Origin of the sequence: Citrobacter sp. TBCS-15, assembly GCF_005280815.1 — a bacterium.
Lineage (GTDB): Bacteria > Pseudomonadota > Gammaproteobacteria > Enterobacterales > Enterobacteriaceae > Citrobacter > Citrobacter werkmanii.
This window is the reverse complement of sequence record NZ_SZWK01000101.1, coordinates 1-23444: the sequence shown is the minus strand read 5'-3', so window position 1 is coordinate 23444 and position 23444 is coordinate 1. Positions and strand designations below refer to the sequence as shown.

The following is a 23444-nucleotide window of genomic DNA, read 5'->3' as shown; positions in this document are numbered from 1 at the left end:
AGGTTAAACCGAATATCTTTGCGAATATTTTTTCACGTTAGTGTCAAGTGGCTGTGATGCGGCAAAAAAATCCCCTTGCCCACCAGCAACTCCGCGTTCCGTGAGCGTATGCCACTCGCTACGCGAACGAACGCCCGTGGCGTAAACCTGCGTTGGCGTGCCTGAACAGGCCTCCGCCAGGCTTTGAACCAACAGTTGGTTTTCGGTTCGCTTATCAATATTCCTTACCAGGCTTGGATGCAGCTTCAATAACTCAACGTTAAGCTCTTTAATCCAACTGGTGCTTACCAGCGTTAAACCGGCCTGCGTAACGGCGATTCGTACCCCTAGCGCATCCATCAATCGGATGACGGGCTGTAATCGGCTGATATGTTGACAGACATCTGCCTCAGCAAGTTCAATAATTATGCGTTTGCGTAGTGATTTTTCGCACTGCATCAACGTATCACGCAACCAGCGCTGAAAACGTGGGCGAATTAGCGATTCAACCGTTATCTGCATCGCCAGGCTTTCCTGCGGCCAGTAGCCCAAAAGCAAGATCAGACGGCTTAACTGCAAACGGTCATACTCTTCAGCCAGGCCAAATTGCAGCACCATCGGCATATATTCCGCTGAGATAACCTCTTCGCTGCCATCAAAAATACGACACATCAGTTCCCGGTGGTGTACCCGTCCTTCACGCGTTACCGCAGGTTTTTGATATATTCTCGGCCCGCCCCGGCTGAGCATCTGTTCAATCAGTGTTCGCCAACGCACGTTGCCCCGGCCTTTTTCCGGCAGGGAGTCATCATAGACCGACCAGCTGTTCCCGCCCTGCAGGACCGAATTCCGGGTGGCGGCCTCAGCATGATCCATCACCTGTTCCGTCGACTGCCCACTGCGACAAACGCAAATGCCAATATGAACCATATCGGCACGATCGATCATTTTATTAGTCGGAAGCGCATCGACCGCTTTTAATAATTGCCCGGCGATGCTTTCGGCTTCTTTCAGCGTGCGATGTGGCAGCAGGATGGCAAAATCGCTACGGTGGTAGCGCGCCAGCAATGCCCCCGGATAACGCGTCATAAACGTCGACAACAAATTGATTAGCGTTGAAATTTGCTCTTCCGCCTGGGTGATTCCCCAGCTATCTCGCAGCAGAGTAAAGTCCGGCAGGCGCACCATCATCACGACGCCATGCGATCCTACCTTTTCCTGATCTTCCAGCAGCGTGGCCAATTGGTTATCAAAAAACAGACGGTTACTCAGCCCGGTTTTTGTATCCTGCGCAACATAGGAACGAATCAGGGTGTCCAGTCGACTGCGTTGCTCGCGGGCATTTTGAATTTCAGTCAGCAACATATCGAGCGCACTGCTGGTGCGCGCTGGCCATTCATAGACCGTTCCTCGTACATTCGGCCCGCGTTCACCGTTCAGAATACGCGTGGAACGAATCTCCAGTAGCTCCTGGCCTGAAAGCTGACGCTGAAGCCAGCGTACCGACAAAAAGAGCATCAGAATAATAAATGCAATGGCCAGCGTGAGCGGCGCGGTAGTCAGGAGCGAGTGGAAATAGTTGCCCATCGGATCCTGATAAACCAGTCGCACTGACATTCCCGGATGCTTGACCAACGGTACGGTGATGTCGCGGTAGAGGTTGTTCGTTCCTGCCGGGCGGTAGCTGCTGGTTCGGGAGTGGTCATACACTGTATGCTCCCCTTGCAGCAACTCGATACGCACGATATCAACAGAAACCATCAGTTCATCGATTTGCGGTGTCAGCGAAACGAAATCGTGGGAGACAAGATGTGTATCAATCGCCGTCGCCACCGCCTGCACTCGCGTAGTGAACTTATATTGAATAGCGTTGTAGAAACTCAGCGAGCAGCCAATCAGAGTCACAAAGATCGTTAACCCAGTAAGCAGCGTGACAAAAGCTGAGAATTTCGTCGTTAATCGCATCCTTGTGTTAACTCCGACAGTTATGAAACAGGTGTAAAAGAGATAAAGCGACTCGAAAATGCAAAACTGAACGCAAAATCCGCCAATTTATGCAAACTGTGGGGGCATACTACCAAATCAGGTATATCTGGCAATTTATTGCGCAGAATCGGCATCATGTTTTGATTAGCGAGTATAGTCTTCATTAACAATTTTCCAATCCACTATATGAATTGAGGACAGGTTATGCAGGCTTTGATCTTAGAACAGCAGGACGGAAAAACCCTCGCATCCGTTCAACCCCTCGACGAAAACCAGCTCCCGGAAGGCGATGTAACGGTGGATGTCCACTGGTCGAGCCTGAACTATAAAGACGCCCTTGCTATCACCGGCAAGGGTAAAATCATTCGCAACTTTCCGATGATTCCTGGCATTGATTTCGCCGGAACCGTTCGCGCCAGCGAAGATCCCCGTTTTCATACAGGTCAGGAAGTTTTACTGACCGGCTGGGGTGTAGGTGAAAACCATTGGGGCGGGCTGGCGGAACGTGCGCGCGTCAAAGGCGACTGGCTGGTAGCGCTGCCGCAAGGGCTGGACGGGCGTAAAGCGATGGTCATCGGCACCGCCGGCTTTACCGCTATGCTGTGCGTCATGGCGCTTGAAGATGCAGGTATTCGCCCACAAGACGGTGAGATTGTCGTCACTGGCGCCAGCGGCGGCGTGGGCAGCACTGCCGTTGCATTACTGCATAAGCTGGGCTATCAGGTTGCGGCAGTATCAGGCCGCGAAAGCACCCACGACTACCTGAAGAGCCTGGGCGCTAACCGTATTCTTGGCCGCGATGAGTTTGCTGAATCTCGCCCGTTGGAAAAACAACTGTGGGCCGGTGCAATTGATACCATTGGCGATAAAGTGCTGGCGAAAGTCCTAGCACAGATGAACTACGGTGGCTGCGTAGCTGCCTGCGGCCTGGCAGGCGGTTTCGCGCTGCCGACCACCGTTATGCCATTCATTCTGCGTAACGTTCGTCTGCAAGGGGTGGACTCGGTGATGACCCCGCCGGCACGCCGCGCGGAAGCCTGGGCGCGTTTAGTTAAAGATCTGCCGGAATCGTTCTATGCTCAGGCCGCCACGGAGATTACGCTGGGGGATGCGCCGAAGTTCGCCGATGCCATCATCAATAACCAGGTGCAAGGCCGTACCCTGGTGAAGGTGAAATAACAGGCACCAGCGCAGAAATTTACACTTAACTAACGAAATTTCGCGGCATATATAGAGACTCCCTGCCATATTAACTACGCATCCCCTGTCTGTCATGATGCGTAAGCCGGGAGTCTGTTATGAAGAAATTACGTCCATTTACAGAAGCCGACGTCACCGCCGAGTCGGCTTTTTTTATGCAGCGCCGTCAGGTACTGCAAGCATTAGGGATCAGCGCAGCCGCGTTATCTTTGCCCCTCTCTGCGCAGGCCGACCTTCTTAGCTGGTTTAAGGGTAATGACCGCCCTCCGGCACCTGCGGGTAAGCCGCTTAATTTCAGCAAGCCCACCGCCTGGCAAAATTCGCTTCCTTTAACGCCAGCGGATAAGGTTTCTGGCTACAACAACTTCTATGAGTTTGGTCTCGACAAAGCGGATCCAGCGGCCAACGCCGGCAGTCTGAAAACCGATCCGTGGACCTTGAAAATCACTGGCGAAGTCGCAAAACCACTCACTCTCGATCATGATGCGCTGACCACCCGTTTCCCATTGGAGGAGCGGATTTATCGGATGCGCTGCGTGGAAGCCTGGTCAATGGTGGTGCCGTGGATTGGCTTTCCATTACATAAACTGCTGGCGCAGGTTGAACCCACCAGCAACGCAAAATATGTCGCTTTCGAAACGCGCTACGCGCCGGATGAAATGCCAGGACAGAAAGATCGTTTTATTGGCGGCGGGCTGAAGTATCCCTATGTTGAAGGGTTACGCCTGGATGAAGCGATGCATCCACTCACTCTGCTTACCGTAGGGGTTTATGGTAAGGCCCTTCCGCCGCAAAATGGCGCCCCCATCCGCTTAATTGTGCCGTGGAAATACGGATTTAAGGGCATAAAGTCGATCGTGAGTATCAAATTAACCCGCGAACGCCCGCCGACAACCTGGAACCTGGCCGCGCCCAATGAATATGGGTTTTATGCCAACGTGAATCCGCATGTCGATCACCCCCGCTGGTCCCAGGCCACCGAACGCTTTATTGGCGCTGGCGGTATTCTGGATGTACAGCGTCAACCCACACAGCTGTTTAACGGTTACGCCGAAGAGGTTGCTTCCCTGTATCGTGGCCTTAATCTGCAGGAGAACTTTTAAGTGCGTCTGACTGCAAAGCACATTACCGGGCTGAAAGTTTGCCTGCATCTTGCCGGCTTTTTGCCGTTCATCTGGCTCTTTTGGGCGGTAAATCATGGCGGTTTGAGCGCCGATCCGGTCAAAGATATCCAGCACTTTACCGGTAGGACAGCTCTGAAATTCTTACTGGCGACCTTGCTGGTCTCTCCCCTCGCGCGCTACGCTAAACAGCCATTATTGATACGCATTCGTCGCCTGTTAGGGCTATGGTGTTTCGCCTGGGCGACGCTGCATTTAACCAGCTACGCGTTACTGGAATTGGGTATTCATAATCTGGCGCTGTTGGGGCGGGAATTAATCTCGCGACCGTATTTGATGTTGGGCATTGTCAGTTGGGTCATATTATTTGCTCTCACCTTAACGTCCACGCAATCTGCACAGCGAAAGCTGGGTAAGAATTGGCAATTTCTGCACAACTTCGTCTATCTTGTGGCGATCCTGGCACCCATACATTATCTGTGGTCGGTTAAAATTATCTCCCCTCAACCGATTATTTATGCCGCACTTGCTGCGCTACTGTTAGCCTGCCGCTACAGGAAGTTTCGCCAGTGGTGGCGGTAGTTTCACGATATGTGCAGTGCGTTGCAAAACACGGACGATCCGATTTTCTTTACATGTTAACGGTTGATTATCTTCCCTGATAAGACCAGTATTTAGCTGCCAATTGCTACGAAATAGTTATAATGTGCGCCTTTGCTATCCCCGGTAGCGTTTTTACGGCGCGGAAAGGGTGACAATCGGATATTGAAGGTATATTTTGTCTTTTACCCGAAAATGGCAGAAGATAGCCGCACAATGACGAACAAGTCTGGCAATCTCACTTAAAGGCAACGGCACCCAGTGCAACGCCTGAGATGCGTGGCATCTTGTCACTCACTGTTATAAAAATGCTATACAGACGGCGGTAAAACGCCTGTCACAATCTCACTAAACAAAGAGTACGGAACCCACTCATGGATATTCGTAAGATTAAAAAACTGATCGAGCTGGTTGAAGAATCAGGCATCTCCGAACTGGAAATTTCTGAAGGCGAAGAGTCTGTACGCATCAGCCGTGCGGCGCCAGCTGCAAGTTTTCCAATGATGCAACAGGCTTATGCTGCACCAGTGATGCAGCAGCCAGCTCTGTCTAACGCTGTCGCACAAACTGCCTCTCCAAGTATGGAAGCTCCGGCAGCAGCGGAAATCAGTGGTCACATCGTACGCTCCCCAATGGTTGGTACGTTCTACCGCACCCCGAGCCCGGATGCGAAAGCGTTCATCGAAATCGGCCAGAAAGTGAATGCGGGCGATACCCTGTGCATCGTTGAAGCCATGAAAATGATGAACCAGATCGAAGCCGACAAATCCGGCGTCGTTAAAGCGATTCTGGTAGAAAGTGGTCAACCGGTAGAATTTGACGAGCCGCTGGTCGTCATCGAATAACGAGGCGAACATGTTGGATAAAATTGTCATCGCTAACCGCGGCGAGATTGCCTTGCGTATTCTTCGTGCCTGTAAAGAACTGGGCATCAAGACTGTCGCTGTGCATTCAAGCGCGGATCGCGATTTAAAACACGTATTGCTGGCGGATGAGACGGTCTGTATTGGCCCGGCTCCGTCCGTAAAAAGCTATCTGAACATCCCGGCTATCATTAGCGCCGCTGAAATCACCGGCGCGGTGGCAATTCATCCGGGTTATGGCTTCCTCTCTGAGAACGCCAACTTTGCTGAGCAGGTAGAACGTTCTGGCTTTATCTTCATCGGCCCGAAAGCCGACACCATCCGCCTGATGGGCGACAAAGTGTCCGCGATTACCGCGATGAAGAAAGCTGGCGTACCGACTGTTCCTGGCTCTGACGGTCCGTTGGGCGATGACATGGACGCTAACCGCGCTCATGCTAAACGCATCGGCTACCCGGTTATCATCAAAGCCTCCGGCGGCGGCGGCGGTCGCGGTATGCGCGTCGTGCGCAGCGATGCCGAACTGGCGCAATCCATCTCCATGACCAAAGCGGAAGCGAAAGCGGCTTTCAATAACGACATGGTCTACATGGAGAAATACCTGGAAAACCCACGCCACATCGAAATTCAGGTGCTGGCAGACGGTCAGGGTAACGCGATTTATCTGGCAGAGCGTGACTGCTCCATGCAGCGTCGTCACCAGAAAGTTGTCGAAGAAGCACCAGCGCCGGGCATTACTCCGGAACTGCGTCGCTACATCGGCGAGCGTTGCGCTAAAGCGTGCGTTGATATCGGCTATCGTGGCGCGGGTACTTTCGAGTTCCTGTTCGAAAACGGTGAGTTCTACTTCATTGAAATGAACACCCGTATTCAGGTTGAACACCCGGTAACCGAAATGATCACCGGTGTTGACCTGATCAAAGAACAGCTGCGCATCGCTGCGGGTCAACCGCTGTCCATCAAGCAGGACGAAGTTGTGGTTAAAGGTCATGCGGTAGAGTGCCGTATCAACGCCGAAGACCCGAATACCTTCCTGCCGAGCCCGGGTAAAATCACGCGTTTCCACGCGCCGGGTGGCTTTGGTGTGCGCTGGGAGTCTCATATTTACGCAGGTTACACAGTACCTCCGTACTATGACTCAATGATCGGTAAGCTGATTTGCTATGGCGAAAACCGCGACGTCGCTATCGCACGCATGAAAAACGCCTTGCAGGAACTGATCATCGACGGCATCAAAACCAACGTTGATCTGCAGATCCGTATCATGAATGACGAGCACTTCCAGCATGGTGGAACCAATATCCACTACCTGGAGAAAAAACTCGGACTTCAGGAAAAGTAAGCAAGCGTTAACCGAAAAGGCCGGAAATTCCGGCCTTTTGTTTTTCTCCCCTCCCATACGTGCCATAAGGTACAATCCCCGCTTTCTTTATCCACAAGGGACAAAAAATGGACGCTCGTTTTGTTCAGGCCCATAAAGAGGCGCGCTGGGCGCTGTGGCTGACCCTTTTATATCTTGCCGCATGGTTAGTGGCCGCTTACTTACCAGACTCCACTCTGGGTTTTACTGGCCTGCCGCACTGGTTTGAAATGGCCTGTCTGCTGACGCCATTGGTTTTCATCGTACTGTGCTGGGCGATGGTGAAGTTTATTTATCGCGACATTCCTCTGGAGGATGATGATGCAGCTTGAAGTTATTTTGCCGCTGGTCGCCTATCTTCTGGTGGTTTTCGGCCTCTCTGTTTACGCCATGCGCAAAAGGTCGACTGGCACCTTCCTGAATGAATATTTCCTCGGCAGCCGCTCTATGGGCGGGGTCGTGTTAGCCATGACGCTAACGGCAACCTACATTAGCGCCAGCTCGTTTATCGGCGGCCCAGGTGCCGCTTACAAATACGGACTGGGATGGGTTTTGTTAGCGATGATCCAACTGCCCGCCGTCTGGTTGTCGTTGGGTATTCTCGGCAAAAAATTCGCCATTCTTGCACGCCGTTATAATGCGGTTACCCTCAACGATATGCTGTTTGCCCGCTACCAAAGCCGCCTGCTGGTATGGCTGGCGAGCCTCAGCCTGCTGGTCGCGTTTGTCGGTGCAATGACCGTACAGTTTATTGGCGGCGCGCGTTTGCTGGAAACGGCAGCGGGTATACCTTACGAAACCGGCCTGCTGATTTTTGGCGTCAGTATCGCGTTATACACGGCGTTTGGCGGATTTCGCGCCAGCGTGTTGAACGACACGATGCAGGGCATGGTGATGCTGATTGGGACTATCGTACTGCTGGTCGGTGTCGTCCATGCCGCCGGTGGTCTCAGCAATGCGGTGGTCACCCTGCAAACCATCGATCCTAAACTGGTCTCGCCGCAGGGCGCTGATGACATTCTGTCCCCCACGTTTATGACCTCGTTCTGGGTACTGGTATGCTTTGGCGTGATTGGCCTGCCGCATACGGCGGTGCGCTGCATCTCCTATAAGGACAGCAAAGCGGTACACCGTGGAATTATCATTGGCACTATCGTAGTGGCTGTCCTGATGTTTGGTATGCATCTGGCCGGCGCGTTGGGCCGGGCGGTGATCCCTAACCTGACGGTACCGGATCTGGTTATTCCCACGCTAATGGTAAAAGTCTTGCCGCCGGTAGCAGCCGGGATCTTCCTCGCCGCGCCCATGGCCGCGATCATGTCGACGATCAATGCCCAATTGCTGCAAAGTTCCGCTACGATCATTAAAGATCTCTATCTGAACCTTCGCCCGGAACAACTGCAAAATGAAACACGGTTGAAACGCATGTCGGCAGTGATCACTCTGCTGCTGGGCGCGTTACTGTTGCTGGCCGCGTGGAAGCCGCCAGAAATGATTATCTGGCTTAACCTGCTGGCGTTTGGCGGGTTGGAAGCCGTCTTCCTGTGGCCGTTGGTGCTGGGCCTTTACTGGGAGCGGGCAAACGCGGCTGGCGCACTGAGCGCAATGATTGTCGGCGGCGTACTTTATGCCGTACTCGCTACCTTTAACATTCAGTACCTGGGCTTTCATCCGATTGTGCCCTCGTTACTGATAAGTTTGCTGGCTTTCCTGATCGGCAACCGTTTCGGTTCTGCCGTTCCGCAAGCCGCCATATTGACTACTGATAAATAAAGAGTTTTGCCATGCCATGGATTCAACTGAAACTGAACACGACCGGTGCAAACGCTGAAGAGTTGAGCGACGCACTGATGGAAGCGGGCTCCGTTTCCATTACCTTCCAGGATACGCATGATACGCCGGTATTTGAACCACTGCCGGGCGAGACTCGCCTGTGGGGCGATACCGACGTTATCGGCTTGTTCGATGCAGAAACCGACATGAAAGAGGTCGTTGCTATTCTGGAGCAGCATCCGCTGCTGGGTGCTGGCTTCGCGCATAAAATCGAACAGCTTGAAGACAAAGACTGGGAACGCGAATGGATGGATAACTTCCACCCAATGCGCTTTGGTGAACGTCTGTGGATTTGCCCAAGCTGGCGCGATGTCCCGGATGAGAACGCCGTCAACGTGATGCTCGACCCGGGACTGGCGTTTGGTACTGGCACTCACCCAACCACCTCTCTGTGCCTGCAATGGCTGGATGGTCTCGATCTTAACGGTAAAACGGTTATCGACTTTGGCTGCGGCTCCGGCATTCTTGCCATTGCGGCACTGAAGCTGGGTGCGGCGAAAGCGATTGGTGTGGATATCGATCCGCAAGCGATTCAGGCCAGCCGTGATAACGCCCAGCGTAATGGCGTTTCTGAGCGTCTGGAACTTTATCTGCCTAAAGACCAGCCAGAGGCGATGAAAGCCGATGTGGTGGTCGCCAACATCCTTGCAGGCCCATTACGTGAACTGGCGCCGTTAATCAGCGTGCTGCCCGTTGAGGGCGGTTTACTGGGGCTTTCTGGTATTCTTGCCAGCCAGGCGGAAAGCGTCTGTGAAGCCTATGCCGATCTCTTTACGCTCGATCCGGTTATCGAGAAAGAAGAGTGGTGTCGCATTACCGGACAGAAAAAATAATCCCTTCTCGTTACCGTTGGTAACGCAAAAATCGCTCTTTTTTTCGCAAAAGGATTTGCGGAAATGAGAGCGAGATCGCATTACAAAGTCACTATTTGCTCACAAAAACAGCTTTTTATCCTGATAACCTAAGGCTGGCCATAATAAAAAAAGAGAAGTTTTCGGAATTTATAAACGGATGACAAATTAACACAACCACGTATCCAAATGATTATTAAAGATTTTAATTTGAAACTGTGTACTTAACCAGCAATTCATTGATCCACCTCAGTGGATTGGTCAAAGTTTGGCCTTTCATCTCGTGCGAAAAATGCGTAATATACGCCGCCTTGCAGTCACAGTATGGTCATTTCTTAACTCATGCGCATCGGACAATACCAGCTCAGAAATCGCCTGATCGCAGCACCTATGGCTGGCATCACTGACAGACCATTCAGGACGCTGTGCTATGAGATGGGAGCCGGATTGACGGTATCCGAGATGATGTCTTCTAACCCGCAGGTTTGGGAAAGCGACAAGTCTCGTTTACGGATGGTGCACGTTGATGAGCCAGGAATTCGCACGGTGCAAATTGCCGGTAGCGATCCTGTTGAGATGGCCGATGCCGCACGTATTAACGTGGAAAGCGGCGCCCAGATTATTGATATCAATATGGGGTGTCCGGCTAAAAAAGTGAATCGCAAGCTCGCAGGTTCAGCCCTCTTGCAGTACCCGGATTTAGTGAAATCAATACTAACCGAGGTCGTCAATGCAGTGGACGTTCCTGTCACACTCAAGATTCGCACCGGCTGGGCTCCGGAACACCGTAACTGCGTAGAGATTGCCCAACTGGCTGAAGACTGTGGCATTCAGGCTCTGACCATTCATGGACGCACCCGCGCCTGTTTGTTCAATGGAGATGCTGAGTACGACAGTATTCGGGCAGTTAAGCAGAAAGTTTCCATTCCGATTATCGCGAATGGCGACATTACTGACCCGCTTAAAGCCAGAGCTGTACTCGACTATACGGGGGCGGATGCCCTGATGATAGGCCGTGCAGCTCAGGGAAGACCCTGGATCTTTCGGGAAATCCAGCATTATCTGGACACTGGGGAGCTGCTGCCCCCACTGCCACTGGCAGAGGTGAAGCGCTTGCTTTGTGCGCATGTTCGGGAACTGCATGACTTTTATGGTCAGGCAAAAGGGTACCGAATTGCGCGTAAACACGTATCCTGGTATCTCCAGGAACACGCTCCGGATGACCAGTTTCGGCGCACATTCAACGCCATTGAAGATTCCAGCGAACAGCTGGCGGCGTTGGAGGCATACTTCGAAAATTTTGCGTAAACAGAAATAAAGAGCTGACAGAACTATGTTCGAACAACGCGTAAATTCTGACGTACTGACCGTTTCTACCGTTAACTCTCAGGACCAGGTAACTCAAAAGCCCCTGCGTGACTCGGTTAAACAGGCACTGAAGAACTATTTTGCTCAATTGAATGGTCAAGACGTTAATGATCTCTATGAGCTGGTACTGGCTGAAGTAGAACAGCCCCTGTTGGACATGGTGATGCAATACACCCGCGGTAACCAGACCCGTGCTGCCCTGATGATGGGCATCAACCGTGGTACGCTGCGTAAAAAACTGAAAAAATACGGCATGAACTGATACTAATCAGTTAAATGTTTGTTTTAAAAGGCGCTACTCGGCATGGGGAAGCGCCTTTTTTATTAACGTCACACGGGAGGCTTTGGCGATGAACGCAAGATGTGAACCTGTCTACTTTGGCGATGAATCTAAAAAGATAATCCTGGGTGACGCGCTGACTGAGCTAAAAAAGCTACCCGCTGAAAGCATCGATCTCATTTTTGCCGACCCACCTTATAACATCGGCAAAGACTTTGACGGGATGGTGGAATCCTGGGACGAAGAGACCTTTCTGGCGTGGCTGTTTGAATGCATTGACGAGTGCCATCGCATTCTCAAACCACACGGTAGCATGTACATCATGAACAGTACGGAGAACATGCCGTACATCGACCTCAAATGTCGCCAGCTTTTTACCATCAAAAGCCGTATCGTGTGGTCATATGATAGCTCAGGGGTACAGGCTAAAAACTACTTTGGTTCGATGTATGAACCGATCCTGATGATGGTCAAAGATCAGAAAAACTACACGTTTAATCGTAATGATGTTCTGGTTGAAGCTAAAACGGGCGCTAAACGTGCGCTAATAGACTACAGAAAGAATCCGCCCCAACCTTACAATCAGAAAAAAGTACCTGGCAATGTCTGGGATTTTCCCCGCGTTCGCTATCTGATGGACGAATACGAAAATCACCCCACTCAAAAACCCAAAGCCCTCCTGGAACGCATCATTCTGGCTTCCTCCAACCCGGATGACAAAGTGCTGGATCCGTTTGCCGGCAGCTTTACAACCGGCGCTACCGCAGTGGAATTAGGTCGCAAATTTGTCGGTATTGAAATCAATGCTGAGTACGTAAAAATGGGGCTCAGAAGACTGAGTATCGGTTCTCATTTTTCAGAGACTGAACTTGCAAAAGTGAAAAAACGTAAGACAAAAAACCTGTCCAAAAAGAGCCGATTAACGGCAAACAGTGGCGCTCTTTCGGCAAAGTAAAGGCATTGTAAGTCTGCTTTTCAGCTTACTGATTTCGTGTATATTCCCTGCAAGCTTGGGCATGAATACACAGGATTTAGCAATGATTCGCAAGTATTGGTGGCTGGTTGTTTTTGCGGTCTTCGTTTTTCTTTTTGATGCGCTGCTCATCCAGTGGATAGAACTGATGACAACAGAGCACGACAAGTGTCGGAATATGAACTCAGTAAATCCCCTAAAACTGGTCAACTGCGCCGATCTCGACTAGCACCGTCGACAGCCGTCAGGCCCTGGCGGCTAGACTACCCAACCTGGTTTTCACTCTGCATTAATTGCATTACGCAGCCGTCCGGGCTTAACATTTTTAATACATTATCAACTAATGCTGGCGCTTGCCCATACAGATCATAACTCTCTGGATTCATTAACCAGTTTTTTATTATTCCGCTAAAGCTACCATGCAAAATAATGATGATAACGTCTAAATCCAAGCTGGTGGCAATCAAATTTTCATCTATGCACCGTTGGAGAGAATCGCGAATACTTTGGTGGCTGAGACCTATTTTATCGCGAATGGCCTGCTCTGATATCATATCTTTATGGAATTCGCATTTATGATATAAAATCTGCATTAATGCCTGCTGACGAGGGTTCTCCGCAATATATTGTAATCCCACCACAAATTTTTCACGCAGTCGCTGTAAAGGGTTATCACCCCAACGACCAATAAGCTTGTCCTGAATAAGATCGCGTAAAGGAGGTTGTTGTAACCATAACTCATTAAACAATTGAGTTTTATTTTCGAAATGCCAATAAAGTGCACCCCGTGTCACATTGGCGGCATCCGCTATGTCGTTTAGCGTCGTATTACCTACGCCACGTGCGGCAAACTGTACAATCGCCGTTTCCATCAGGTGCTGTCGCGTTTTGAGGGCATCCGCTTTCGTTTTTCTGGCCATGATTCCGACTATCTGGATTGGAGTAGAGAATGATTAACTTTCTTATCTAATATTTTCGATCTGGAACAAATGTATCACTTAGCGTTTATTTAGACGAGGTCTAAAGTATTTAATTGTGGACATTACACACGAATAGATAAAACAAATAACAAAAACAAATATATTCACCATTCAGATGATCATTTCAAAATGTATTTATCAGCATCATGGTGTTGCTATAAATATCACAATGAAACGGTAGCTGATTAATCTTTTTTTGCTTTTATGTGCCGTGAACCCCGCCCATAAATAAGTATTGCTTACATCGCAAGCTAATAATTTGTAGGATAGCCAACTATTATTTTTCTTGTGCGCGTTATCACCTCCGCTGTTACCCGGTTAATAACGAGCGTTCGGTTTTTTAAGGAATAGAAATGACGAAAAATGCCAGGTTTTCACTCCTGCCCTCATTCATCATCATCTCCGCTGCATTACTCGCCGGTTGTAACGATCAGGGAGAAACACAAGCACATCCCGCAGAGCCGCAGGTGACTGTCCATGTCGTCGAAAAGGCCCCCTTAGCCGTGACGACCGAATTACCCGGGCGCACCACAGCATTTCGTATTGCAGAAGTCCGCCCCCAGGTGAGCGGAATTGTACTTAAACGAAATTTCACCGAGGGTAGCGATGTTGAAGCCGGTCAATCGCTTTATCAGATCGATCCAGCGACTTACCAGGCTGACTATGACAGCGCCAAAGGCGAACTGGCAAAGAGTGAAGCGGCGGCCGCTATCGCGCATTTAACGGTAAAACGTTATGTGCCGCTGGTTGGCACCAAGTACATCAGCCAGCAAGAGTACGATCAGGCAATTGCTGATGCCCGCCAGGCCGATGCCTCCGTAATCGCGGCCAAAGCGGCAGTCGAAAGCGCACGTATCAACCTGGCCTACACCAAAGTGACATCGCCCATTAGCGGACGTATCGGTAAATCTAACGTCACCGAAGGCGCATTAGTCACGAATGGTCAGGCAACTGAGCTTGCTACTGTGCAACAGCTCGATCCCATCTATGTTGACGTGACGCAGTCCAGTAACGACTTTATGCGCCTCAAGCAGTCTATTGAACAAGGCAGTCTGCATAAAGACAGCGCCAGCAGTACCGTCGAGCTGGTGATGGAAAATGGTCAGGCATACCCACTCAAGGGTTCATTGCAATTTTCTGATGTGACGGTTGATGAAAGCACCGGATCAATCACTCTCAGAGCCGTATTCCCTAACCCACAGCACACGCTGCTGCCAGGCATGTTTGTGCGTGCTCGCATTGATGAAGGCGTCCAGCCGAATGCCATTCTCGTTCCGCAGCAGGGGGTGACACGTACACCTCGTGGCGATGCCACCGTGATGGTCGTTAACGACAAGAGCCAGGTTGAAGCGCGGGCAGTTGTCGCCGCTCAAGCGATTGGCGACAAATGGCTCATCAGCGAAGGTCTGCAACCCGGTGACAAAGTTATCGTGAGCGGCTTACAAAAAGCACGCCCTGGCGTTCAGGTTAAAGCAACCGCCGATAACGAACCCCCTGCGACGAAAGCCCAATAAGGTAACCGGACATGGCTAACTTTTTTATCAGGCGTCCTATCTTTGCCTGGGTACTGGCCATCATTCTGATGATGGCGGGTGCTCTGGCAATTATGCAACTGCCCGTGGCGCAGTACCCGACCATCGCGCCTCCTGCCGTATCGGTTTCCGCCACCTACCCAGGTGCGGATGCGCAAACGGTACAGGATACCGTCACGCAGGTTATCGAACAGAATATGAACGGTATCGATAACCTGATGTATATGTCCTCCACCAGCGATTCAGCCGGGAGTGTGACCATCACGCTGACCTTCCAGTCCGGTACCGACCCCGATATCGCGCAGGTTCAGGTACAAAACAAGCTGCAGCTCGCCACTCCCTTACTGCCGCAAGAAGTTCAGCAGCAGGGGATCAGCGTCGAGAAATCCAGTAGCAGCTTTTTGATGGTCGCGGGTTTTGTTTCTGACAACCCACAAACCACTCAGGATGACATTTCCGACTACGTCGCCTCGAACGTTAAAGACTCAATCAGCCGTCTGAATGGCGTGGGTGACGTGCAGCTGTTTGGTGCGCAGTACGCTATGCGTATCTGGCTGGATGCAAACTTGTTGAATAAGTACCAGCTCACGCCGGTTGATGTGATCAATCAGTTGAAGGTGCAGAACGATCAGATTGCTGCCGGTCAGTTAGGCGGTACGCCTGCGTTGCCTAATCAGCAGCTTAATGCCTCTATCATTGCGCAAACGCGACTGAAAGACCCTGAAGAGTTCGGCAAAGTAACTTTACGCGTGAATAGCGATGGTTCGGTCGTTCACCTGAAAGACGTTGCACGCATCGAGTTGGGTGGTGAGAACTACAACGTAGTCGCGCGTATTAACGGGAAACCAGCATCCGGTCTCGGGATCAAACTGGCAACCGGGGCAAACGCGCTGGATACCGCAAACGCTATCAAAGCCAAGCTGGTTGAACTGCAACCGTTCTTCCCGCAGGGAATGAAGGTGGTCTATCCGTACGACACCACCCCGTTTGTAACCATCTCCATTCATGAAGTGGTAAAAACGCTGTTTGAAGCGATCGTACTGGTGTTCCTGGTCATGTATTTGTTCCTGCAAAACATCCGGGCTACGCTCATTCCAACCATTGCCGTACCTGTTGTATTGTTGGGCACATTTGCCGTACTTGCCGCGTTTGGCTACTCAATAAACACCCTGACGATGTTCGGCATGGTACTCGCCATCGGCCTATTGGTTGATGATGCGATAGTGGTGGTGGAAAACGTGGAACGTGTGATGATGGAAGATAATCTGCCGCCCAAAGAGGCGACAGAAAAATCCATGTCACAAATTCAGGGCGCGCTGGTCGGTATCGCCATGGTGCTGTCTGCGGTATTTATCCCGATGGCCTTCTTCGGCGGCTCAACCGGGGCTATCTATCGGCAGTTCTCTATCACCATCGTTTCTGCAATGGCGCTTTCAGTGCTGGTAGCGCTGATCCTGACTCCCGCGCTTTGTGCAACGCTGTTGAAGCCGGTATCGGCTGAACATCACGAGAATAAAAGCGGTTTCTTTGGCTGGTTTAATGCCAAATTCGATCACAGCGTCAATCATTACACCAATAGCGTCAGCGGTATTGTGCGTAAAACCGGGCGTTACCTGGTCGTCTACCTGATTATCGTGATTGGGATGGCGGTGTTGTTTATGCGCCTTCCAACCTCCTTCTTGCCAGAAGAAGATCAGGGCGTATTCCTGACAATGATTCAGCTTCCGGCCGGTGCAACGCAAGAGCGAACCCAGAAAGTGCTGGATCAGGTTACGCATTACTACCTGAACAACGAGAAAGCCAACGTCGAAAGCGTCTTTACGGTTAACGGCTTTAGCTTCAGCGGGCAAGGGCAAAACTCAGGGATGGCGTTTGTCAGCCTCAAGCCCTGGGAAGAACGCAGTGGCGACGAGAACAACGTTGAATCGATTATCGCCAGAGCAACCCGTGCGTTTAGCCAGATTCGTGACGGCTTAGTGTTCCCTTTCAACATGCCAGCCATTGTTGAACTGGGTACCGCAACCGGCTTCGACTTCGAGCTGATTGACCAGGGCGGGCTGGGGCATACCGCGTTAACACAAGCGCGTAACCAACTGCTGGGTATGGTTGCTAAACACCCTGACCTGCTGGTTCGCGTGCGTCCAAACGGTCTCGAGGATACCGCCCAGTTCAAGCTGGATGTCGATCAGGAAAAAGCTCAGGCCCTTGGTGTCTCGCTGTCCGATATTAATGAAACCATCTCCGCTGCGCTGGGTGGCTATTACGTCAATGACTTCATTGACCGTGGCCGCGTGAAAAAAGTGTACGTACAGGCCGATGCCAAATTCCGTATGTTGCCGGAAGACATCAATAATCTGTATGTTCGTAGCGCCAATGGCGAAATGGTACCGTTCTCCACGTTCAGTTCCGCACATTGGATCTACGGTTCACCACGTCTGGAACGTTACAACGGTATGCCTTCTATGGAACTGTTAGGAGAAGCTGCGCCAGGCCGAAGCACCGGTGAAGCGATGGCGCTGATGGAAAGCCTGGCGGAGAAACTGCCTAACGGTATCGGCCATGACTGGACGGGTATGTCCTATCAGGAACGACTCTCAGGGAACCAGGCGCCTGCGCTGTATGCTATCTCGCTCATCGTTGTCTTCCTTTGCCTTGCCGCATTGTATGAGAGCTGGTCAATTCCGTTCTCGGTGATGTTGGTTGTACCGCTTGGCGTGGTTGGCGCTCTGTTGGCAGCATCGTTACGTGGGATGAATAACGACGTGTACTTCCAGGTTGGGTTGCTAACCACTATCGGCCTCTCGGCTAAAAACGCCATCCTGATCGTCGAGTTTGCCAAAGACCTGATGGATAAAGAGGGCAAAGGACTGATCGAAGCGACGCTGGAGGCATCCCGCATGCGTCTTCGCCCTATCCTGATGACATCCCTGGCATTTATCCTGGGGGTTATGCCTCTGGTTATCAGCCACGGCGCAGGTAGCGGTGCGCAGAATGCGGTCGGTACCGGCGTAATGGGGGGAATGCTAACCGCAACATTGTTAGCGATCTTCTTCGTTCCCGTCTTCTTCGTTGTCGTCAGACGGCGTTTTAGTCGGCACACTGATTAATTTGTAAAATAAAGGCGTCTACGGACGCCTTTTTCATCGGTACACTCTCTCTTTGTTTATTAATAAGATAGCCATTTATTTCATTTAAGTCGTTCCTTAAAGCCTGCCCGCAACCTTTCTTTTTATCCATTATTTTTACAATCCACATGAATTGAGATTATTCCTCCTGTCAGTCTTTTTTTAAGAAGTGGTAAAATAATGACCGAGTTCGCAGATGGCTTAGCGTTTGTCTTTGCTCAATTAGCGAAACGCTTATTTTTGAGGTAACACCATGAAAAGATTAATATCCGTTGCATTGTTTACCGCGTTTCTTGCCGGTTGTGCACACGATTCTCCTTGCGTACCTGTATACGACGATCAGGGACGCCTGGTCCATACCAATACCTGTATGAAAGGCACCACGCAGGATAACTGGGAAACAGCCGGTGCCATCGCCGGTGGCGCAGCCGCCGTTGCCGGATTGACGCTTGGGATAGTTGCCCTGACCAAATAACTCTTCTTAAAAGCGCGGTAGCTACCGCGCTTTTAGCAATAAAAATGAAATTCACATATAAGACAAAACGTTGGTTTATCGCCCTTTCTAAATAATAAAATTGTTATAGATATCCCTCACATATCCACGATTTGAAATTAGCATTTTTCCTGTTCTTGGTTACACCACGTTTTCTTTTCATTATTCTCACGCGATCAATATTAACGTCCGAAATCGTTATCACGCGTCCTGTCTAATTTTAAAATTTTTGCGCTGAAATGTGGCTTACGTTTCAATTTTGCACCACTTCAGGGCGCTGCATTTATTTTTTCCTGTCTACACTCTGCATATTGCGTCGAATAATCGTGCGCAAAAACCTGGCACTACCTTTGCTTAAAAGAGTATGGCCAAAGCCACAGACCGGTAAAAGACGTTTTCAGAACGTTTTCATAACAATAATTCCTCCACACAGGATGCTCTATGAAAAAGATGATAATAGCCAGCCTGGCTGCGGCCGGCGTGCTCCTTGCGATAGCAAATCAGGCGCATGCCGGCGCAACACTTGATGCCGTAAAGAAAAAAGGGTTTGTGCAATGCGGGATCAGTGACGGGTTGCCTGGCTTCTCTTACGCCGATGCGAGCGGTAAGTTTTCAGGTATTGATGTCGACGTATGCCGAGGCGTTGCCTCCGCCGTATTTGGTGATGATACCAAAGTAAAATATACCCCACTCACCGCCAAGGAACGTTTTACCGCGTTACAGTCTGGCGAAGTCGACATGCTCTCGCGTAATACCACATGGACCTCCTCTCGTGATGCAGGTATGGGCATGTCTTTCACTGGCGTAACCTATTACGATGGCATTGGTTTTCTTACCCACAATAAAGCCGGCCTGAAGAGCGCGAAAGAACTGGATGGCGCAACGGTATGTATTCAGGCAGGAACCGATACCGAACTGAACGTGGCTGACTACTTTAAAGCCAATAATATGAAGTACACCCCTGTCACGTTTGACCGCTCGGATGAATCAGCCAAGGCTCTGGAATCAGGACGTTGTGATACGCTGGCCTCCGACCAGTCTCAGCTGTATGCCCTGCGCATCAAGCTGAGCAATCCTGCAGAATGGATTGTCCTGCCAGAAGTTATTTCTAAAGAACCGTTAGGTCCGGTTGTACGTCGTGGCGACGATGAATGGTTCTCCATTGTTCGCTGGACGCTGTTCGCCATGCTGAACGCGGAAGAGATGGGGGTTAACTCGAAAAACGTTGATGAAAAAGCGGCTAATCCTGCAACGCCGGATATGGCGCATCTGCTAGGTAAAGAAGGGGATTATGGCAAGGATCTGAAGCTTGATAACAAATGGGCTTATAACATTATTAAGCAGGTAGGTAACTACTCGGAGATCTTTGAACGTAACGTTGGATCGGAAAGTCCGTTGAAGATCAAACGTGGACAGAACAACCTCTGGAACAACGGTGGCATTCAATATGCGCCACCGGTGCGCTAATGCAAAGTGATGTAACGGGCGCCGCAGCTGCGGCGCTCAGCCCAGAGCCATTGTTACCGAGGTTTTCTTATGCTTCATCGCCGCTCAACCGTAAAAGGATCGCTATCCTTTTCTAACCCTGCGGTCCGCGCCTGGTTATTCCAAATACTCGCCGTCATTGCGGTCATTAGCATTGCGGTCTATCTCATTCATAACACGATTAATAACCTGAGCAGTCGCGGTATTACCTCGGGATTTTCTTTTCTCGACCGCAGCGCCGGATTTGGTATCGTCCAGCATCTGATTGATTACGAGCAAGGCGATACCTATGGCCGCGTGTTCCTGGTCGGCCTGCTTAATACGCTGTTAGTTTCCGCACTATGTATCGTCTTCGCTTCATTTCTCGGTTTCTTTCTCGGGCTGGCACGCCTGTCAGATAACTGGTTATTGCGAAAGCTCTCCACGGTCTATATCGAAACGTTCCGCAATATCCCGCCGCTATTGCAGATCTTCTTTTGGTATTTTGCCGTATTACGTAACCTACCCGGCCCACGTCAGGCCGTAAACGCGCTGGATTTGATGTTTCTGAGCAACCGGGGGCTGTATATTCCGGCACCGCAAATGGGAGAAGGTCTTTTTGCCTTTTGTACTGCGGTCCTTATTGCCATCGCTGTCACCTTCGGGCTATTTCGCTTCAACAGAATGCACCAGATCAAAACCGGTCAGTTACGCCGTACCTGGCCCACAGCTCTGGCATTATTCGTGTTTTTACCGATGATTTCACAATGGTTTTTTGGCGCGGCCCTTCACTGGGATATCCCCGAGCTACGTGGTTTTAACTTCCGTGGCGGGATGGTGCTTATACCTGAACTAGCGGCTCTGACGCTGGCGCTTTCAGTGTATACCTCAGCGTTTATTGCAGAAATTATTCGGGCAGGAATTCAGGCTGTTCCTTATGGCCAACATGAGGCAGCACGCTCTCTGGGTTTGCCAAACCCGGTGACGCTCCGCCAGGTCATCATCCCACAGGCGCTGCGCGTCATCATTCCTCCACTAACCAGTCAGTACCTGAATATCGTTAAAAATTCATCGCTCGCTGCCGCCATTGGCTACCCGGATATGGTTTCCCTGTTTGCTGGCACGGTACTCAATCAAACGGGACAAGCCATTGAAACTATTGCCATCACGATGTCGGTATACCTGATCATCAGCCTGAGCATTTCTCTACTGATGAATATTTATAACCGTCGTATCGCACTGATCGAGCGCTAAGGAGCCATGATGACAAAAGCACTACTGTCTCACCCCTCGCGCCAGAGCAGTAACCCGGCAAGCCGCTGTCTGTTCTGGGTTCGCAAAAACCTGTTCTCCACTTGGTCAAATAGCCTGCTCACGCTGCTATGCGTGTGGCTAATTTGGTCCTTCCTTCCACCGCTGTTGAACTGGGTATTTTTTCAGGCCAACTGGATAGGCTCTACCAGAGCTGACTGTACCAAAGCGGGGGCCTGCTGGGTGTTCATTCATGAACGCTTCGGACAATTCATGTATGGGCTTTACCCACACGATCAGCGCTGGCGCATAAATCTGGCCCTGCTGATTGGCCTTGTTTCAATCGTTCCCATGTTCTGGAAAATCATTCCCCACCGTGGTCGTTATATCGCCGTTTGGGCAGTTGTTTATCCTTTGGTGGTCTGGTGGTTGATGTACGGTGGTTTTCTCGGACTTGAGCGGGTAGAGACCCGGCAGTGGGGCGGGTTAACGCTGACGCTTATCATCGCATCCGTCGGTATTGCGGGTGCACTCCCGTGGGGGATTCTACTGGCATTGGGACGTCGTTCTCATATGCCAATCGTTCGGATTTTGTCCGTCATTTTTATTGAGTTCTGGCGCGGCGTACCGTTGATCACCGTCCTGTTTATGTCCTCTGTCATGCTCCCTCTGTTTATGTCGGAGGGGACCAGCATCGACAAGCTTATCCGGGCCCTGGTCGGCGTCATTCTTTTCCAGTCAGCCTATGTCGCGGAGGTGGTTCGTGGGGGATTACAGGCCTTGCCAAAAGGTCAGTATGAAGCGGCTGAATCACTGGCGCTAGGGTACTGGAAAACCCAAGGGTTGGTCATTCTTCCACAAGCTCTCAAGCTGGTTATTCCTGGTTTGGTTAATACGATTATTGCCCTGTTCAAGGATACCAGTTTGGTCATCATCATCGGCCTGTTTGATCTCTTCAGCAGCGTGCAGCAAGCAACCGTGGATCCTACATGGCTGGGTATGTCGACTGAAGGATATGTTTTTGCCGCACTAATTTACTGGATCTTTTGTTTCAGTATGTCGCGTTACAGCCAACATCTGGAAAAACGTTTTAATACCGGGCGTACACCGCACTGAGGAATTTATGAACCAATTATTAATGCCGTCTACTGACGCGATGATTACGCTGGAAAACGTCAACAAATGGTACGGACAGTTCCACGTTTTGAAAAACATCAATCTGCAGGTAAAACAAGGAGAGCGTATCGTCTTATGCGGTCCTTCCGGCTCGGGTAAATCGACAACTATCCGTTGTATTAACCATCTGGAAGAGCATCAGCAAGGACGTATTGTGGTGGATGGGATTGAACTCAATGAAGACATTCGCAATATTGAGCGCGTCAGGCAAGAAGTTGGCATGGTCTTTCAACACTTCAATCTCTTTCCTCATTTGACGGTCCTGCAAAACTGTACGCTGGCACCAGTCTGGGTGCAAAAAATGCCGAAAAAAGAGGCTGAAGTGTTGGCAATGCACTACCTTGAACGGGTTCGCATTGCCGAACATGCGCATAAATATCCAGGGCAAATCTCTGGCGGGCAACAGCAGCGTGTGGCCATTGCACGTTCGTTATGTATGAAACCTAAAATTATGTTGTTTGATGAACCCACATCAGCGCTGGATCCAGAAATGGTGAAAGAGGTGCTTGATACCATGATCGGTCTGGCGCAATCGGGTATGACTATGCTGTGCGTTACCCATGAAATGGGATTTGCCCGCACGGTGGCCGACCGCGTGATCTTCATGGATCTTGGCGAGATTGTGGAGCAGGCGCCGCCAGATGAGTTTTTTGCCAATCCCAGATCAGAACGTACCCGGGCATTCCTGTCGCAGGTGATTCATTAATCTTCTGTTTTGCCCGGTGGCGTTGCGCATACCGGGCTTACAGGTTAGCAAGAAGCATAACGCAAAAAGGCCATCCTTTCGGATGGCCTTTTCACTTGTTTGATGCCTGGCAGTTCCCTACTCTCGCATGGGGAGACCCCACACTACCATCGGCGCTACGGCGTTTCACTTCTGAGTTCGGCATGGGGTCAGGTGGGACCACCGCGCTACAGCCGCCAGACAAATTCTTTTCTAAGCGCCGAACTTTAACCGAAAAACTGGTGCTGATACCCAGAGTCGAACTGGGGACCTCACCCTTACCAA

Annotated in this window: 21 protein-coding genes and 1 rRNA gene; 19 read left to right on the top strand and 3 right to left on the bottom strand. The window is 50.7% G+C overall.

Going from position 1 to position 23444, the window contains the following annotated elements; all coding sequences use genetic code 11:
• Window positions 1-3: 3 nt before the first annotated feature.
• On the bottom strand, window positions 4-1944 hold the full coding sequence (gene csrD / locus FDW96_RS03235) for an RNase E specificity factor CsrD (RefSeq protein WP_137349690.1): 1941 nt from the start codon (window positions 1942-1944) through the stop codon (window positions 4-6).
• A gap of 225 nt (window positions 1945-2169) precedes the next feature.
• Between csrD and FDW96_RS03230 the strand changes: the two genes are divergently transcribed.
• From FDW96_RS03230 to FDW96_RS03175, 12 genes are all read left to right on the top strand, one after another.
• The gene (locus tag FDW96_RS03230; protein WP_137365211.1) at window positions 2170-3144 is read left to right on the top strand and encodes an MDR family oxidoreductase; all 975 of its coding nucleotides are present in this window, start codon (window positions 2170-2172) and stop codon (window positions 3142-3144) included.
• A gap of 119 nt (window positions 3145-3263) precedes the next feature.
• Window positions 3264-4268 (top strand): protein-methionine-sulfoxide reductase catalytic subunit MsrP, encoded by a 1005-nt coding sequence (gene msrP / locus FDW96_RS03225; RefSeq protein ID WP_042311348.1) that lies wholly within the window; start codon window positions 3264-3266, stop codon window positions 4266-4268.
• On the top strand, window positions 4269-4868 hold the full coding sequence (gene msrQ / locus FDW96_RS03220) for a protein-methionine-sulfoxide reductase heme-binding subunit MsrQ (RefSeq protein ID WP_042311350.1): 600 nt from the start codon (window positions 4269-4271) through the stop codon (window positions 4866-4868).
• 392 nt (window positions 4869-5260) lie between these two features.
• Window positions 5261-5731, top strand: coding sequence for an acetyl-CoA carboxylase biotin carboxyl carrier protein (gene accB, locus FDW96_RS03215; RefSeq protein ID WP_003025210.1), 471 nt, complete (start codon window positions 5261-5263; stop codon window positions 5729-5731).
• Between the two features lie 10 nt (window positions 5732-5741).
• Window positions 5742-7091, top strand: a complete 1350-nt coding sequence (gene accC, locus FDW96_RS03210; RefSeq protein ID WP_003828838.1) for an acetyl-CoA carboxylase biotin carboxylase subunit — start codon at window positions 5742-5744, stop codon at window positions 7089-7091.
• A gap of 107 nt (window positions 7092-7198) precedes the next feature.
• Window positions 7199-7441, top strand: coding sequence for a YhdT family protein (locus FDW96_RS03205; RefSeq protein WP_006687800.1), 243 nt, complete (start codon window positions 7199-7201; stop codon window positions 7439-7441).
• On the top strand, window positions 7431-8882 hold the full coding sequence (gene panF / locus FDW96_RS03200) for a sodium/pantothenate symporter (RefSeq protein ID WP_042311352.1): 1452 nt from the start codon (window positions 7431-7433) through the stop codon (window positions 8880-8882). The genes FDW96_RS03205 and panF overlap by 11 nt, the downstream gene beginning before the upstream one ends.
• A gap of 11 nt (window positions 8883-8893) precedes the next feature.
• A complete protein-coding gene (gene prmA, locus FDW96_RS03195; RefSeq protein ID WP_061382540.1) occupies window positions 8894-9775 on the top strand; it encodes a 50S ribosomal protein L11 methyltransferase in 882 nt (293 codons plus the stop codon).
• A 360-nt stretch (window positions 9776-10135) separates the two neighbouring features.
• Complete coding sequence (gene dusB / locus FDW96_RS03190) at window positions 10136-11101, top strand: tRNA dihydrouridine synthase DusB (RefSeq protein WP_061382541.1); 966 nt, start codon at window positions 10136-10138, stop codon at window positions 11099-11101.
• A gap of 25 nt (window positions 11102-11126) precedes the next feature.
• Window positions 11127-11423, top strand: a complete 297-nt coding sequence (gene fis / locus FDW96_RS03185; RefSeq protein ID WP_000462905.1) for a DNA-binding transcriptional regulator Fis — start codon at window positions 11127-11129, stop codon at window positions 11421-11423.
• 88 nt (window positions 11424-11511) lie between these two features.
• A complete protein-coding gene (yhdJ, locus tag FDW96_RS03180; protein WP_042311358.1) occupies window positions 11512-12396 on the top strand; it encodes an adenine-specific DNA-methyltransferase in 885 nt (294 codons plus the stop codon).
• Between the two features lie 82 nt (window positions 12397-12478).
• Complete coding sequence (locus tag FDW96_RS03175) at window positions 12479-12643, top strand: DUF2556 family protein (protein ID WP_032940702.1); 165 nt, start codon at window positions 12479-12481, stop codon at window positions 12641-12643.
• Window positions 12644-12677: 34 nt separating this feature from the next.
• On the opposite strand, the gene envR is transcribed toward FDW96_RS03175, so the two are convergent.
• A complete protein-coding gene (gene envR / locus FDW96_RS03170) occupies window positions 12678-13334 on the bottom strand; it encodes an acrEF/envCD operon transcriptional regulator (RefSeq protein WP_047026429.1) in 657 nt (218 codons plus the stop codon).
• A 413-nt stretch (window positions 13335-13747) separates the two neighbouring features.
• Between envR and FDW96_RS03165 the strand changes: the two genes are divergently transcribed.
• From FDW96_RS03165 to FDW96_RS03135, 7 genes are all read left to right on the top strand, one after another.
• Window positions 13748-14908: an efflux RND transporter periplasmic adaptor subunit gene (locus FDW96_RS03165; RefSeq protein WP_061382543.1), complete on the top strand. Its 1161-nt coding sequence runs from the start codon at window positions 13748-13750 to the stop codon at window positions 14906-14908.
• 11 nt (window positions 14909-14919) lie between these two features.
• Entirely contained in the window at window positions 14920-18033 is a 3114-nt protein-coding gene (locus FDW96_RS03160; RefSeq protein ID WP_042311363.1) for an efflux RND transporter permease subunit, read from the top strand.
• Between the two features lie 271 nt (window positions 18034-18304).
• A complete protein-coding gene (locus tag FDW96_RS03155; protein ID WP_137365210.1) occupies window positions 18305-18526 on the top strand; it encodes a lipoprotein in 222 nt (73 codons plus the stop codon).
• Between the two features lie 459 nt (window positions 18527-18985).
• The gene (locus FDW96_RS03150) at window positions 18986-20011 is read left to right on the top strand and encodes an amino acid ABC transporter substrate-binding protein (RefSeq protein WP_038634415.1); all 1026 of its coding nucleotides are present in this window, start codon (window positions 18986-18988) and stop codon (window positions 20009-20011) included.
• Window positions 20012-20080: 69 nt separating this feature from the next.
• Entirely contained in the window at window positions 20081-21262 is a 1182-nt protein-coding gene (locus tag FDW96_RS03145; protein ID WP_061382544.1) for an amino acid ABC transporter permease, read from the top strand.
• Window positions 21263-21271: 9 nt separating this feature from the next.
• Entirely contained in the window at window positions 21272-22375 is a 1104-nt protein-coding gene (locus tag FDW96_RS03140) for an amino acid ABC transporter permease (protein ID WP_061382545.1), read from the top strand.
• A 7-nt stretch (window positions 22376-22382) separates the two neighbouring features.
• On the top strand, window positions 22383-23141 hold the full coding sequence (locus tag FDW96_RS03135) for an amino acid ABC transporter ATP-binding protein (RefSeq protein ID WP_061382546.1): 759 nt from the start codon (window positions 22383-22385) through the stop codon (window positions 23139-23141).
• Window positions 23142-23245: 104 nt separating this feature from the next.
• On the opposite strand, the gene rrf is transcribed toward FDW96_RS03135, so the two are convergent.
• Window positions 23246-23361, bottom strand: a 5S ribosomal RNA gene (rrf, locus tag FDW96_RS03130).
• Between the last annotated feature and the right edge of the window lie 83 nt (window positions 23362-23444).

Coding starts and splice junctions, on each gene's coding strand:
- panF (WP_042311352.1), top strand. CDS start 7,431: ATGCAGCTTGAAGTTATTTTGCCGCTGGTCGCCTATCTTCTGGTGGTT.
- dusB (WP_061382541.1), top strand. CDS start 10,136: ATGCGCATCGGACAATACCAGCTCAGAAATCGCCTGATCGCAGCACCT.
- yhdJ (WP_042311358.1), top strand. CDS start 11,512: ATGAACGCAAGATGTGAACCTGTCTACTTTGGCGATGAATCTAAAAAG.
- FDW96_RS03160 (WP_042311363.1), top strand. CDS start 14,920: ATGGCTAACTTTTTTATCAGGCGTCCTATCTTTGCCTGGGTACTGGCC.
- FDW96_RS03140 (WP_061382545.1), top strand. CDS start 21,272: ATGACAAAAGCACTACTGTCTCACCCCTCGCGCCAGAGCAGTAACCCG.
- FDW96_RS03145 (WP_061382544.1), top strand. CDS start 20,081: ATGCTTCATCGCCGCTCAACCGTAAAAGGATCGCTATCCTTTTCTAAC.
- FDW96_RS03165 (WP_061382543.1), top strand. CDS start 13,748: ATGACGAAAAATGCCAGGTTTTCACTCCTGCCCTCATTCATCATCATC.
- prmA (WP_061382540.1), top strand. CDS start 8,894: ATGCCATGGATTCAACTGAAACTGAACACGACCGGTGCAAACGCTGAA.
- csrD (WP_137349690.1), bottom strand. CDS start 1,944: ATGCGATTAACGACGAAATTCTCAGCTTTTGTCACGCTGCTTACTGGG.
- accB (WP_003025210.1), top strand. CDS start 5,261: ATGGATATTCGTAAGATTAAAAAACTGATCGAGCTGGTTGAAGAATCA.
- fis (WP_000462905.1), top strand. CDS start 11,127: ATGTTCGAACAACGCGTAAATTCTGACGTACTGACCGTTTCTACCGTT.
- FDW96_RS03135 (WP_061382546.1), top strand. CDS start 22,383: ATGAACCAATTATTAATGCCGTCTACTGACGCGATGATTACGCTGGAA.
- FDW96_RS03175 (WP_032940702.1), top strand. CDS start 12,479: ATGATTCGCAAGTATTGGTGGCTGGTTGTTTTTGCGGTCTTCGTTTTT.
- FDW96_RS03230 (WP_137365211.1), top strand. CDS start 2,170: ATGCAGGCTTTGATCTTAGAACAGCAGGACGGAAAAACCCTCGCATCC.
- accC (WP_003828838.1), top strand. CDS start 5,742: ATGTTGGATAAAATTGTCATCGCTAACCGCGGCGAGATTGCCTTGCGT.
- FDW96_RS03155 (WP_137365210.1), top strand. CDS start 18,305: ATGAAAAGATTAATATCCGTTGCATTGTTTACCGCGTTTCTTGCCGGT.
- FDW96_RS03205 (WP_006687800.1), top strand. CDS start 7,199: ATGGACGCTCGTTTTGTTCAGGCCCATAAAGAGGCGCGCTGGGCGCTG.
- FDW96_RS03150 (WP_038634415.1), top strand. CDS start 18,986: ATGAAAAAGATGATAATAGCCAGCCTGGCTGCGGCCGGCGTGCTCCTT.
- msrP (WP_042311348.1), top strand. CDS start 3,264: ATGAAGAAATTACGTCCATTTACAGAAGCCGACGTCACCGCCGAGTCG.
- envR (WP_047026429.1), bottom strand. CDS start 13,334: ATGGCCAGAAAAACGAAAGCGGATGCCCTCAAAACGCGACAGCACCTG.